General features: G+C 53.8%; 14 protein-coding genes. 4 read left to right on the top strand and 10 right to left on the bottom strand.

Going from position 1 to position 12599, the window contains the following annotated elements; genetic code table 11:
* Positions 1 to 140: 140 nt before the first annotated feature.
* Positions 141 to 914: a nucleotidyltransferase domain-containing protein gene (locus Q0835_RS02615; RefSeq protein ID WP_298958205.1), complete on the bottom strand. Its 774-nt coding sequence runs from the start codon at positions 912 to 914 to the stop codon at positions 141 to 143.
* A 383-nt stretch (positions 915 to 1297) separates the two neighbouring features.
* Here Q0835_RS02615 and Q0835_RS02620 point away from each other — a divergent pair, with 383 nt between their 5' ends.
* Positions 1298 to 1552, top strand: coding sequence for a hypothetical protein (locus Q0835_RS02620; RefSeq protein WP_298958206.1), 255 nt, complete (start codon positions 1298 to 1300; stop codon positions 1550 to 1552).
* 245 nt (positions 1553 to 1797) lie between these two features.
* Positions 1798 to 2055 carry a YjhX family toxin gene (locus tag Q0835_RS02625; RefSeq protein ID WP_298958208.1) on the top strand — a complete coding sequence of 86 codons (258 nt, stop codon included), beginning with the start codon at positions 1798 to 1800 and terminating at the stop codon, positions 2053 to 2055.
* Positions 2056 to 2133: 78 nt separating this feature from the next.
* Here the strand turns inward: Q0835_RS02625 and Q0835_RS02630 are convergent, their stop codons facing one another.
* On the bottom strand, positions 2134 to 4032 hold the full coding sequence (locus tag Q0835_RS02630) for a PhoX family phosphatase (RefSeq protein WP_298958209.1): 1899 nt from the start codon (positions 4030 to 4032) through the stop codon (positions 2134 to 2136).
* Between the two features lie 207 nt (positions 4033 to 4239).
* Complete coding sequence (gene soxR / locus Q0835_RS02635; protein WP_298816045.1) at positions 4240 to 4746, bottom strand: redox-sensitive transcriptional activator SoxR; 507 nt, start codon at positions 4744 to 4746, stop codon at positions 4240 to 4242.
* 99 nt (positions 4747 to 4845) lie between these two features.
* On the opposite strand from soxR, the gene Q0835_RS02640 reads away from it, so the two are divergent.
* A complete protein-coding gene (locus tag Q0835_RS02640; RefSeq protein WP_298958210.1) occupies positions 4846 to 5235 on the top strand; it encodes a VOC family protein in 390 nt (129 codons plus the stop codon).
* A gap of 51 nt (positions 5236 to 5286) precedes the next feature.
* On the opposite strand, the gene Q0835_RS02645 is transcribed toward Q0835_RS02640, so the two are convergent.
* Positions 5287 to 6528 carry an HlyD family secretion protein gene (locus tag Q0835_RS02645; RefSeq protein ID WP_298816043.1) on the bottom strand — a complete coding sequence of 414 codons (1242 nt, stop codon included), beginning with the start codon at positions 6526 to 6528 and terminating at the stop codon, positions 5287 to 5289.
* Entirely contained in the window at positions 6528 to 7040 is a 513-nt protein-coding gene (locus tag Q0835_RS02650; protein WP_298816042.1) for a hypothetical protein, read from the bottom strand. The genes Q0835_RS02645 and Q0835_RS02650 overlap by 1 nt, the downstream gene beginning before the upstream one ends.
* Before the next feature lie 157 nt (positions 7041 to 7197).
* On the opposite strand from Q0835_RS02650, the gene Q0835_RS02655 reads away from it, so the two are divergent.
* Positions 7198 to 7374, top strand: coding sequence for a hypothetical protein (locus Q0835_RS02655; protein ID WP_298958211.1), 177 nt, complete (start codon positions 7198 to 7200; stop codon positions 7372 to 7374).
* On the opposite strand, the gene Q0835_RS02660 is transcribed toward Q0835_RS02655, so the two are convergent.
* The 5 genes from Q0835_RS02660 to Q0835_RS02680 all read right to left on the bottom strand — a co-directional run bounded on the left by Q0835_RS02660 (position 7371) and on the right by Q0835_RS02680 (position 12559).
* Positions 7371 to 8138 (bottom strand): SDR family NAD(P)-dependent oxidoreductase, encoded by a 768-nt coding sequence (locus tag Q0835_RS02660; protein WP_298958212.1) that lies wholly within the window; start codon positions 8136 to 8138, stop codon positions 7371 to 7373. The two genes, Q0835_RS02655 and Q0835_RS02660, sit on opposite strands and share 4 nt — an antisense overlap.
* A gap of 158 nt (positions 8139 to 8296) precedes the next feature.
* A complete protein-coding gene (locus tag Q0835_RS02665) occupies positions 8297 to 9652 on the bottom strand; it encodes an adenylate/guanylate cyclase domain-containing protein (protein ID WP_298958213.1) in 1356 nt (451 codons plus the stop codon).
* Positions 9653 to 9752: 100 nt separating this feature from the next.
* Positions 9753 to 10904, bottom strand: a complete 1152-nt coding sequence (locus Q0835_RS02670) for a helix-turn-helix transcriptional regulator (protein WP_298958214.1) — start codon at positions 10902 to 10904, stop codon at positions 9753 to 9755.
* A gap of 361 nt (positions 10905 to 11265) precedes the next feature.
* Positions 11266 to 12090 (bottom strand): MBL fold metallo-hydrolase, encoded by an 825-nt coding sequence (locus Q0835_RS02675; protein ID WP_298958215.1) that lies wholly within the window; start codon positions 12088 to 12090, stop codon positions 11266 to 11268.
* Between the two features lie 10 nt (positions 12091 to 12100).
* Complete coding sequence (locus Q0835_RS02680) at positions 12101 to 12559, bottom strand: Crp/Fnr family transcriptional regulator (RefSeq protein ID WP_152502590.1); 459 nt, start codon at positions 12557 to 12559, stop codon at positions 12101 to 12103.
* Positions 12560 to 12599: the final 40 nt, after the last annotated feature.

The following is a 12599-nucleotide window of genomic DNA, read 5'->3' on the forward strand; positions in this document are numbered from 1 at the left end:
GCCGGTAAACACTGCCGAAAGGATCGAAGCAGGGATGGCGTCGTGTGCCCATTGAGATGATATGACCCGAGACCGCTAAACGAGGCGCTTATAAAAACTGAGCGACCTGCCGCGTAGCCCGGCCAAGTGTTACAAAGCCGTTATTGAGCGCGATTGTGCAAAACACCACTCATCCAACCCACGAATGCTTCGAGCCGTCCTGCAAAATACTCAGGCTCCGCTACGGGTTCCCGGGCCTGCTGAAAAAAATATTGCAGTTCGTCGCGATGATCTGGAAAAAGGCCCTGAAAGCGGGCGACATGCTCCTCAAGCGTGTCTGGCCAATCGATGTCCCGATCTTTCCTGAGCATATTGGTTGAACGTATCAATTTGCGCGAGGCCTCTCTCACGAGCCTGCCGTTGTTGGACGCCGGTCTAGAGACAAGGAGCAAGCGGTGATATTTTCCCAGCACCTGTTCAAAATCGCCGTTCACCTCAAGGGCAAGCGACCGAGACGGCCGGAACAGCGGGATGTCTTCAGCCAGGTCCTCGCCTGCGATGCACCGACAATGATGTTTGAGCCAATAACGCCACGCCAAACTTGCATCCACCGACACAATGTCCTCAAGAAATCCGATACCGAAATCGACTTTACTTACAATGGGATTGGCAATCTCAAAATTTCGCCTCTTGCTTTCGATTAGGTCACTGTCGTGCTTCGATGGCGCTTTGTTCAGGATCAATGTCAGATCTAGATCGGATCGACCCGCAACAGCCTTTCCAGTCGCAATACTTCCGTAGATATAGACGCTGTGGACTAACGTAAGGGTCTGGGGAGAAAACCTGTCCCGCACTTCTTGCAACAAAGAGTGGAAGTCTGTTTGGAAGGGCTGATCTCCCACCACACCAATATATCCATGCTGGTCAACACTCATCTGACAACGAACCTTCCGGTCCAACGCCGGGCTGAGTGTGCATGGTCATCAATGGCGTCTCGGAACGCACAGCATTTGCCTGTTATCGTTGCAATCATTTACGTGCCTCAAGTCAAGGCATCCATTGCATCCCAACACACCTTATTCGGTGCTAGAAGACTTGATTCCGGGAGACTTCGAGGCAGAACCGAACAAAACTCAAATAGTCGCATGAACCCCGGACCAGATATTGGGCAAACTCCAACGTAAATTGCATTAGTAATCCATTTGGATCACCAAAGTGGAGCAAGTGGCAACTTTTCTAAATCAACACAGTGTGCTACCTTGAATATCCGGATTTTTACCGATCCCATGCAGATTTTCAGCTAGACAAGTTTGTTACCATGGCATTGCGCGCTACCGTCGACGCCGACGATCCCACTATTGACACCTTGGCTCAGTCTGACAAGCGGCTTGGCATTCGGTGCGACTATTGCGGTCGTTTTCGCTACTTGAAGATCTCAAAATTTTCCGGTTCTCAAAAGGTCTCCGATCTTAGCAGCGGTTTGACTTGCGCCAAATGCGGAGCGGCAGAAGTCAACGCAGTTGTCGTTTCCAGAGATCCAGAAAGCGGCTACTGGCCTGCCGAAAGCAGCTGATCTGATTGCTGATTTGCAACAGCTGCTTCAAATCCGGCCCTTCTTTCAATTCCGACTTGAGCTCCTGATTGTCTTGAGCGGCATGGCGTGCTAGGCGCAAGCTTCCAATTGAGAGGTTTTATGCGCGGATTTTCAGAGTCCCGGTAATCCCCGGCTGATCTTTGCCGGGGTCATGCACACCAGCACTGCAGGCGTTTTGCGGCAGTGACTGACTAACTGCATCAAAATTCAGGCTTCTCACTTCAATGGACATTTCGAAAGCCGAGCAGCGGGTTCTTCACCTGCTGGCTCAAGGTGGCTGTATTCTCGTGGAAAAGGACGAGCACGGTCATATTCTCAATCAGGAAACGGTTACGCGGGACGGATGGTATTGGGGCGGGTGCTCTTTGCGACTTTTCCGCAAACTCAAATACAAGCGCCTTATCGCATCCAAGAACAGTGGACCATATCGTATTACTCAGCTGGGTTTAAAGCGTGTCCGTTCACAACTGAACAATCGATAAGGAGAGTACCTCTGGTACGAGAAACAAAAGCGCGCCGGTTTCCGGCGCGCTTCTTTTTCACGCTGAGTTTGTCCGGCGCTAGCCGATCAGCGCATTGTCTGCACGCTTTACCGCGATGACGGACGAGCGAGCCAATTTGCCTTCACCGTCAGGGAACGGTGCTGCTGGGTGCTGCACGCCGACAAAGAGCGTACGCCGGTCGGCCGACCATGTAATTCCAGTGACTTCAGATCCATAAGGAACAGTCATGAAGCGCTCGATCTGGCCGGTAACCGGATCGCCAACCAGCATCTGGTTGTTGCCCATGCCGGCAAAGTCGCCCTCATTCTTGTAGTTTCCGTCAGTCTGTATCCACAAGAGACCGGAAGAGTCGAACATCATGCCGTCCGGCGAGTTGAACATGTTACCCGCGTTGACATTGTCCGAGCCGGCATATGGGGTTCCGGCATGGACATCCGGGTTCCCGGCCATAACATAAAGATCCCATTTGAATTTGGTATCTGCATGATCATCGTTTTCGGGATACCAACGGACGATCTGGCCGAAGTTGTTCTCCTCACGCGGGTTCGGACCGTTAACCGCGGTGTCGTCACCGCCGGCATTCGGCTTCACGCCCCTGTTCTTGTTGTTGGTCAGCGCGCAATACGCTTCAACGGCAACCGGATTGACGGCAACCCATTCAGGACGGTCCATTGTTGTCGCCCCCACCTTGGAAGCGGCCATCCGGGTGAAGACCGAGATTTCCTCAAGACTCATTTCGGTCGTTTCCGGGGTCAGGGCCATCCACTCGCCAGTTCCGTCATCTGCAAATTTGGCAACGTGCAGGACACCATCATCCAAAAGGCCGTCTGTCGGCACGCCCGGTGTGTAGGTGCCGTTGGAGACAAACTTGTAAAGAAACTCACCCCGCTCATCATCTCCCATATAGACGATGACCTGGCCGTTGGGTGCCAGCGCACAAGCCGCATTTTCGTGTTTGAAACGTCCAAGCGCCGAGCGTTTTACAGGCGTTGATGCCGGATCAGAGGGATCAATTTCGACGATATAGCCAGCACGGCGCGGCTCGTTGATGTTTTTGGAAATGTCGAAGCGATCATCGAACTTCTCGTAGGAATAGCGGCTTTCCGCTGCAATACCATAACGTTTGAAGTCTTCGGGAAGCTCAATCTCAGGATCTGTGGACCCGAAATAGCCGTTGAAGTTTTCCTCGCAGGTCAGATAAGTGCCCCACGGCGTCTTGCCTGCACCGCAATTGTTGAAGGTTCCGAGAGACCGGGTTCCAGTCGGATCGGCCTCCGTCTTCAATAGATCATGACCAGCAGCCGGACCGGAAATCGCCATTTCCGTGTTGTGCGTGATGCGGCGGTTGAACGGGCTGTCGACGACCACGCGCCAGCCATTTTCGTCTTCTTCCACCTCCATTACGGTAACGCCTTGGAAGTTTTGAAGCATGCGGACATCTTCCGCCGTTTGCGGTGTGCCATCTTCGGTATGCGGCAGATTGATCTTCGGGTTCACATACTCGCTGTTCACCGCGATGATCTGCTTGTCGCCGATGGCAAAAAGCTCCATGCCATCAGTGTTTTCACCGAAAACCTTGTCAGAAGAACTGATCGGGACACCGGCCTCATGCGAGAAATCATGCGCGTCGGAAACGAGCTTGTCTCCCCATTTCACCAGAATGTCCCATGTGTAACCTTCAGGAACATGAACCGTGCTGTCGGTCGCAATGCCAACCGGGCTGAATGCGAAACGTCCGGCATCCTGTGCCCTTGCGGAGGTGGAATTCATGAGGCTCGCACCAGTGCCAAGGCCCATGACGGCGGCGCCGGACCCGAATGCCACCAGGCCCCCGAGAAAACCGCGCCGAGAAAGACCGGATTCGACGACCTTGTCAAAATCTGTCGTTTCAGAGGTAGGACGAACCATTTCGTCCCATTCGTCCCAGGAAAGATCGTCCTTGTTGATATGATCCATAGTGGCTCTCCATCGGATGGCTAAAGTGAAACGCATCGTTGCGCACACCACGCATTAAATGGGTCCACGTGACAGAGCGATGACGGGCAGATGACAGATGGATTACAACGGTGATTTGGAGTTGTGGGACGCAGCGTGGCCGCCCCTCAAAGCGTTGATAAGGCCAAAGAAATGTCTTTAGCCCGCCAGAGAAACACTGATGCCAAATTATTTTTTCTGCCGGCCGGGTCGGTTCAGGCCGGCGGCTCTCTCAATGACATCGGGATCAGGCAGATCTCCCAGGAGATAACGCGGTCCCCGGCCATGTCGGGACGCGGCATCACCGGCGTTGTAAAGCTGGCATGACTTCATCGACAGGCACCCACATCCGATACATGCATCCAACTTGTCCCTCAACGTCGTCATGCGCTCAATCCGATCATCCAGGTGCCGGCGAAAGTCCCTTCCGATGCGTGTCCAATCTGCCTTTGTTGGCGCCCTGCCCTCTGGTAGCCGTTTCAGCTGACCAGCGATTTCTCCAATTGAAAAACCGAATTCCTGTGCAACCAGGACAAAGGACAGCCTTCGGATATCCGCGCGCAAGAATCGCCTTTGCCCACCTTCATTTCTCACGGGATGTACCAGTCCCTTTTCCTCGTAAAACCGGATCGCCGACACCGAGAGACCGGTTCTGCTCGCAAGTTCACCAATACTAAGAAGATCACTTCCTCGCATAACCCTATTCAATTTTTTCTCTTTTCTCTCTTGACCTCAACTTAACTTGAGGAATTATCTCCAGTGTCCCGATCAAGTCAATCTGAGAAAGGACACCAGATGAGCACCCCCTTTTTGGAACATGTGAACGTCACCGTGAGCGATCCGGAAGCGACCGCAAAGCGGCTTGAAACGTGGTTTGGATGGAAAGTTCGCTGGAAAGGTGCAGCGAAAGACGGTGGCACCACCTATCACATAGGCAACGAAACCAGTTATGTGGCGGCCTATACACCTGCGCACACGACAGAGGCGGTGAAGGAAAGCAGCTATTCCCGCCATGGCGGCCTCAACCACATTGCCGTTGTCGTGGACGACTTGGATGCCACGGAAGAGCGCATAAAGGCTGGAGGTTACAAGACCCGCAATCACGGTGACTACGAACCGGGCCGCCGCTTCTATTTCGACGATGATGACGGTATCGAATTTGAAATCGTCAGCTATTCCAGCTGACGCCCAGGACCGGGATCGGGCGGTGAGAGCCGCCCGATCCGGACTGCCTGTTTAGTGCCCAGACAGTACAAGTGTTCTGATCGGGTACTGGATAGCCTGACTGCGCAAAATGATGGCATGCACCAGTCCAACAGTGTCGACCACATGCAGGAAAACATACTGCGCTGTCGTCAAATCCTTGTCCTCCAGAAGCCTGTCGTGATTGCTGGTATAGGCATTCACTTCACAACTTGCGCCCGGTGGCAGCTTGTCGAGACCGCCTTCATACAAGGGCTCAAGGATCGCTGTAACGGTCGATGTTTCCGACGCCTTGGTCGCATCCACAAGCTGGCTACCCGTGCTGACCTGACCAGCAGCAATTTCAGACTGAACATCAGCCACGACCAACGGGATGATGGTGAATGGAACGGCGGGACAAAAAGCTTCTGCAACCATTCCCCGTTTGATGACCTGAGCCTCGACCTGCCCGAAACCGGCAACAATCCGCTCCTGCACTGAATCGTGGGGAATGAGGATTCCCGCCGGGCGCATCAAAGGATTGACGATCTCGCCGGGACGCAGCACGAATTGGGTGACCATGCCGTCGACACCGGCATAAACGGTCATTTTCCCCAATTCGACTTCAGCTTCTTCAAGCTTTGCCTCTGCGCTTGAAAGCTTTGCGGGAAGCGCAACGTTGATCTTGGTTTCAGCAAGGTCCTTGTTTGCTTTCGCAGCCTCGAGTGCACCCGTGCGGGAATCAACCGTGTTCTGCAGCTTTTCCAGGTCACGCTCACTGACGACATTCGCATTGCGTTCGAACAATTCCTGTCGTGTATCAAGCTCGTCCTGGGCCTGTTTCAATGAAGCTACAGCCTGGTCAACCTGTGCGGACGCGACCGCAAGCTCGCCCTCTGCCAGGGCGATTTCACCCTTGATCTCCTCAACCTGCTGCTTCGCGGTTACGACATCGGCTTCCTGCCGACTGCTGTCCAACTTGAAGATTGGTGCACCCGCCTTGATCTCCGTCTCAAGTTCGTTGGGAACGAATATCTCTTCGACCCGACCAGACGCTTCCGGCAGGATGGGAATTGTGCGGAATGTCGACACCGCGCTTGTTGCTGTTGGGTGGTAGTAAAAGATCAAAGTGATCAGGGTGATCGTGAGCATCAGGCATGTCACGATGCCAAATCTCAGCTCATACCAGACCGAATAGAGTGTGATTTCATGACCAATTCGTTTGCCCTGCACATATCTGCGAAACAGGTAGTCAGGAAGAATTGTAATCATCGCACTGAAAAGCGTCTCGAACATTATTTGTCCTCCTGCTTTTCTGTTTGAACAACCGGAGCATCGGCAGCTGCTTGTGTTGCCATTGCCGGTCCGGGATCCGTTACAGGTTGAGAAGGCGCTGCCTCAGACGCAACGGTCGTTTCAAATGGTTCCGGGTTCTCCTGTGCTGGTTCACAGGACTCATTTCCAGAACGCTTCGCGAGTTTGCTCATCGAGTTTGCTATCGATTCCAGTGGTGTCATGAAGTCAGGCATCTGCACGAAAGCCAGAACGAGCGCAGCAACCCAGAATATCTGGTTATGGGTGAACAGCGCCAACAACCCAAGCACCGCAACAAGTTCGAATTGAATGCGGCCGTGCTTGTGGGCAAGGCGTTCAGGCAATGAATGCAGATACAGGTAAAAAGTGCCAAGAAGCACCACAATGACGATCAGACCGATGAGGACACTCGTCATCATCTGGTCGCTACCGTCAGCAGCTGGAATAAAAAAAGGTAGGTGATGGGGCGCTAATTCGTGCGCGTTTTCGGCCATTGGTTTCTCCCGTGCGTACCAGGGCGCCGGGAAAAGTCCGGCAACGCTGCGTCACATTAAAGTGGAAACTGAACCGACCGTGTTAAAAAAACAAGCCAACTGAAGATCTTGCAGTGGAAAGCCGCAACCTGGAGCGCTTCCACAGGTCACGTCCAGGGTGCGGATCCTTAAAATCACACTCTCAGGCGTCAATCAGGCGGAGATTTGCGGGAAAAGCCTGCAGGCCATGTTTGCTGAATGGCGCAAAGGCTTTGACGCTGCAACTCAGGACCTGATCGGCATCCTTCGGATCGACAGGGACAGGATCGTACAAAATTCCAGGTTCGCGCCCTAACGCGGCGCCATGCGAATTGCACCATCCAGACGGATGGTCTCGCCGTTGAGCATGTCGTTTTCGCAGATCGATTTTACAAGCTTGGCATATTCCGACGCCTTGCCAAGCCGCGAGGGAAACGGCACCTGCTGACCCAAGCTGTCCTGAACCTCCTGGGACAGTCCGAGCAGCATCGGCGTTTCGAATATGCCAGGAGCTATCGTCATCACGCGAATGCCGGACTTTGACAGATCGCGCGCCACCGGGAGCGTCATGCCTGCGACACCGGCTTTCGACGCTGCATAGGCAACCTGACCTATCTGACCGTCAAACGCGGCGACCGAGGCCGTCGAGACGATCACACCGCGTCCGCCGTCGGGCGTCACAGGCTCCAGATCAGCCATTCCGGTGGCTGCCAGAGACAAACAGCGGAAAGAACCGACCAGATTGACGCCAATCACCTTTTCAAACATGTCGATGGGATGCGGCTTACCACGTGACGTGGTCTTGGCGACCGGAGCAATACCGGCGCAATTGACAAGGATACGTTCCTGACCATGTGCTTCACGGGCTTTTGCAAATCCCTGTTCCACACTCACCTGATCCGTCACATCAACATTGACGAACAAGCCGCCAACATCAGCAGCCATATCCTCGCCTTGTTCAGTATTGCGATCGAAGAGAGCCACTTTGACGCCTTCGGCTGCAAGCATGCGCGCCGTCGCGGCACCGAGCCCGGATGCACCGCCTGTAACAACAGCGGCCAGTGAGGAATCCAATTTCACCTTGCTCTCCCAAATCATAATTCATTGAAAACAATGAATTTAATTTACTCTATTGACGATATGGTCAATTTACGCGCCAAAGTGACCGAGAAATGCTCTCCGGTCAAGCATTTCCGCGGACAATCAGTATGAAGGAGACAGGAACGCCGCGACTTGCTTCAACGCGCCAACACAACAAGATCCAGCGGCTTCAAGACACCCGATACGACGGTATCACAACGAATTTCCGCATCCGGGCCCTGATACCCCTGGCTCTGTGCCAGTTCCCAGGTGCTTTTGTCTGTCAGCGCTTTTGTCAATTGCGCCTTGTTGGCGTCTTCCATCTTTGCCGCGCGGTTGACGGCATCGCCGATAACGGTGAATTCCAACCTGTTTTTTGAACCAATGACGCCGACCGTCACCGGACCGGCAGCAACCGCTGTTCCAATTGTCAGAGTTCCAGGCCAGCCTGCGGTGCGGAAGCGCTGTTGATCTGACCTGACGCTTTCCACAAGCGTGGTTGCAGCTACTAGTGCATCGGCTGCAAAACTCTCCGAAGGCTGTACCGCTCCAAAGGTCGCCAGAATGCCGTCTCCCAAAAATTTGTCGACCCGGCCCCCGGCCTGATTGATCACTTCAACCGCCAGGTTCTGATATTCGGCAAGCACCTTTAAAACCGCTTCTGGAGGAAGAGAAGATGACACCGACGTAAAGCCGCGGATGTCCGCATAGAGGATCGCCGCCTCACGCAGGTTGCCTTCTCCCGCCTGAAGCTCTGTATTGGCATCTGTAATAGACGCGGCAACTTCAGGCGCGAAGAAACGCCGTAAGTCCATGGCCGCAGCGTGATCGCGCGTTGCCTCGAACAGCATTGAGCGTCCCCGATAGAGCGCAACCGACAGGATGACGGTGACGGCTAAGATCACCATGGTCTTGTCCAGCTCCGCGCCCACCAAGATCGAGTTTCCGGTCAGGTATTCCACATAGTTTCGGGTGACCCGCATGGAGTCCATGTCTGCAAAGGCGGCATAGAATACCAGGCCAAGCCAACCGGAAACGGCGACAAGGCCGGTGGTCAATACAAAGCGCGGATCAAAACGAAGGGCTCTCAAACCAATGAAAATGAAAACATACATGAGTGTCGGCGTCTTGAGATAAAACGCCGGATGCTGGTCGTACTGAATGTGAAACGAAAAAATGAGCCCGACCAACAGCGCCATGTCGACACCAATGGAGATCAGCAGATACCACTGTGGAAGCTCGAACCGGTACGACAGCAGCAATCGAAAGATCGTGAACAGGAAGTACGCGCCGAGCGCAATCGGCACAAAATTAAATCCGGCCGACCCCTCCGCACGCGGCGCGATGATGTAGAGCGTCGAAAAAAACAGCACTAGACCCAGCTGCACCCAACTGATCAGGCGCTCCGAGGAGGCTTCATGAGCACGGATTTCGGCGCGCACACGGTCAGGAATGCCGGATTCCGGCGGCCCGCCACGCAATATGTATCGCATTTTGTCCGAAAGTGAGCTCATGTTGACCCTTCAATCCAAGGCCTCGGAGTTTCCACTTATATGCTGCGACGCGCAATAAGACCTTCGGGAATGTGAGTCAAAGTGAAGAGCTGCGGACCGGTCACACACTGCCACTCAGGCGCAAATGCTCGATCTTGCAGACAAGTTCGCTCTGTCGATGGCACCCTGACTTCGACAAGGCTGCCTTGATCTGATTGCGCACGGTATGAACGCTGACGCTCCGGTTTGTGGCAATCTGCTTGATGGATTGTCCATTTGCCAACATCACGGCAGCAGTTGCTTCAGTCTTGCTGAGGTCAAAACAATCTTGAACCTGTCGCTGCAGTGTTTCCATGTCTGCTTCAGGTTTGATTGCGACCAGAAGAGCTGGATTGTTCTTGGAAACAAATGCCCTGAACGGCGTTCTGTCCAATTCATCAAGCCGCACAGACATTGCCCGGCACGTCCAGCCTTGACCTTTTGGATCCTTAAAGTTCCAACTGCCAAAAGGCGCCTGCCTGCCATTGCCTTGGAGTTGGGCCATATGACTGAATTCAAATTGGATTGCATCTGAGCAAAACCGGACCCGCTCGCCAAATGCAGCCTCGATGACACTGCCTTCGGAGAGCAGCTCCTGAGCTTCGCTGCTCGCGTAGTGGATCCTTCTGCCGGCATCAACAAGCAGTATGGCAGTCCGCGAACCGAGCCTGTGCTGTTCGGCGGCCCACTTCTCAAACGACAAGCCTGCGATCGTCCGATTGATTTCAAGCGACTGCCGAATGATCGGCGCCAGATCCCTGCAGAGCTCAAGCCAGTCGCTTTCATACTTCGCCCGATCCTTTTCCCTTATGTTGCCGCCGATCAGAAACATGCGGTCCGCGTCGTTGGCCAGCATGGCACCCCCACCGCCCCAAATGTCTTCCATGGGCTGCAGAAGATCCGCATAAAAGGATGTTCTTTTGAGTTCGCAAGGGACAATCATCTCGTCAGAGGAAATGGTATCTCCAACAGCGCATTTGGTGAAATGGGCCGCATAAGGGTTCTTATCCGAATAGTGCGCTTCGTATAATTCAAGGATCCCCGGATCATAGCCCGAGGCAAATGCCAGCGGTGCAACCTTGGTCAGCTGATCGAAGCCAATCAGTTGTGTGCAGATGCGCGTGCCTTGCACTGTTCCCAATTCATCGAGAAAAGACTGCCAGCAAACCGGGTCCATTGCAGCAGCCACCGCAAGATTGGACAAATGCAGGAATTTTTCCGCAGAAATGACCACCTTTGCCCCCCAAGGTTCTCACATACGCGACGTCAATTCGGCATTTCTCACGTGCGGTCAGTAAAAAAATCCGGCACGCTTAGCCCAAATGGACCATGCACTTAATGTATACACCCTGTAAACAACTTTTGATCGCAAAGGTCATTCGTTCTCAACGTGTTTGGAAGTTGAGAGCGTCTGAATTCCGGGTGCAATCAAGGAATTCCCGCACTCCTGTAGTCGGCAGGCGATCAATAGTTTAGCACGTATTATTTTTTTGGCGGCCGTTTGGGCCGCCCTTTTTAGTTTGACGGTTCAAAGAAGCAAGGCGCAGCGAACCAGAGCACATCCATCTAGTGCTGAATCATTGAATGGATGTGCTCTAGGGCCGCAGCACCATGCCTTCACTAGCAACCAGCATACCTGGATAGCTGTTTTGTGCAGCAAGCCCGATTTCATCGAGCTCATCATCAGAACGGCGCGGATCGTGGTGGAACAGGACAGGCGTCTTCACATCACCGTCCTTGGCCAACTGGACAGCCTTTTCCCACGTCGAGTGTCCCCAGCCCTTGAAGGAAACATATTCACTATCCGTGAACATGGCATCGTAGATCATGATGTCGGCGCCACGCACGAAATCAGGCAATGCCGCATCGATTTCAGGATCGCCATGTTCGTGGTCCGTGATGATACAGATCGACTTGTCATGATAGTCAAACCGATAGCCGCAGGCACCGCCCGGATGGTTCAGTTTCGTGGTCCGAATGACCAGATCGTCTTCACTCGGGATGTTGTCGCCTGCAGTGAACGATTTGAATTCGACGGCTTTCAGCGTCTTGGCTGCGACCGGAAAGATCGGCGGTGACATGATCCTGCTGACGATATCGACAAGGCTTGTTTCATCCTGAAAATGGCCGGCCCAGGCAGTCACTTCAAAACTCGGGTCATAAGCAGGCTTGAAAAACGGCAGACCGCAGATGTGGTCGAGATGCGTGTGCGTGAACAGAAGATCGAAACGGCGATGTTTCCCTTTGAGAAGCTCCATGCCGAGGTTTCGTGCGCCTGATCCGCAGTCAACGAGGACGAGCGCGTCTCCCGCGTGGATTTCGAAAGACGCCGTCTCGCCGCCATACCGGAGAGTGCTCGAACCCGGCGTTGGAGTAGAGCCTCTGACTCCCCAGCATCGAAGCGAAAATTCCTCAGCCACGTGTTACTCCCTAACCACCGGAGGACCCCCTGCGCGCATCCGCAAGGTCACGGGTCGTGCGCTCAAGACGAAGCGCAAGCGTCCGCATCACTTCCAGCGATATATCCGGAAATTCTTGCAAGAGTTTCAAGAAATCATCTTTTGAGACAGTAAGCACGTCCATGTTGTTGGCAGCGACAAGTGTCGCTGTTCTGGGAACATCACACAAAATAGCAATTTCACCGACGATGGAGTTTTCCGACACTTGAGCGACTTTCTTCTCGCCTTCCGGGGTCTGGACCAGGACATTCGCGTCGCCGGACAAGATGATAAAGGCGCAGTCACCTTCTTCACCCTGGGAGCAAAGACGCTCTCCTTCCGGATACTCGGTCCGATCGCTAATGAAGGCAAGGAGACGCAGCTTGGTCTCGTCAATACCGTGGAATAGCGGAACCTTACGAAGGGCTTCGACTTCAGTTTCTAGTGTCATGTTCGCCTCCCCGGCATTTTGGGCCGCTGCTTCGCGGCCT

It is taken from the genome of uncultured Roseibium sp., from assembly GCF_947499295.1.
GTDB lineage: Bacteria > Pseudomonadota > Alphaproteobacteria > Rhizobiales > Stappiaceae > Roseibium.

Bases quoted from the DNA above. Each gene is read 5' to 3' on its own strand.
- Q0835_RS02640 (WP_298958210.1), top strand. From the start codon at position 4,846: ATGAGCACCCCCTTTTTGGAACATGTGAACGTCACCGTGAGCGATCCG.
- Q0835_RS02665 (WP_298958213.1), bottom strand. From the start codon at position 9,652: ATGAGCTCACTTTCGGACAAAATGCGATACATATTGCGTGGCGGGCCG.
- soxR (WP_298816045.1), bottom strand. From the start codon at position 4,746: ATGCGAGGAAGTGATCTTCTTAGTATTGGTGAACTTGCGAGCAGAACC.
- Q0835_RS02650 (WP_298816042.1), bottom strand. From the start codon at position 7,040: ATGGCCGAAAACGCGCACGAATTAGCGCCCCATCACCTACCTTTTTTT.
- Q0835_RS02680 (WP_152502590.1), bottom strand. From the start codon at position 12,559: ATGACACTAGAAACTGAAGTCGAAGCCCTTCGTAAGGTTCCGCTATTC.
- Q0835_RS02645 (WP_298816043.1), bottom strand. From the start codon at position 6,528: ATGTTCGAGACGCTTTTCAGTGCGATGATTACAATTCTTCCTGACTAC.
- Q0835_RS02615 (WP_298958205.1), bottom strand. From the start codon at position 914: ATGAGTGTTGACCAGCATGGATATATTGGTGTGGTGGGAGATCAGCCC.
- Q0835_RS02620 (WP_298958206.1), top strand. From the start codon at position 1,298: ATGGCATTGCGCGCTACCGTCGACGCCGACGATCCCACTATTGACACC.
- Q0835_RS02630 (WP_298958209.1), bottom strand. From the start codon at position 4,032: ATGGATCATATCAACAAGGACGATCTTTCCTGGGACGAATGGGACGAA.
- Q0835_RS02625 (WP_298958208.1), top strand. From the start codon at position 1,798: ATGGACATTTCGAAAGCCGAGCAGCGGGTTCTTCACCTGCTGGCTCAA.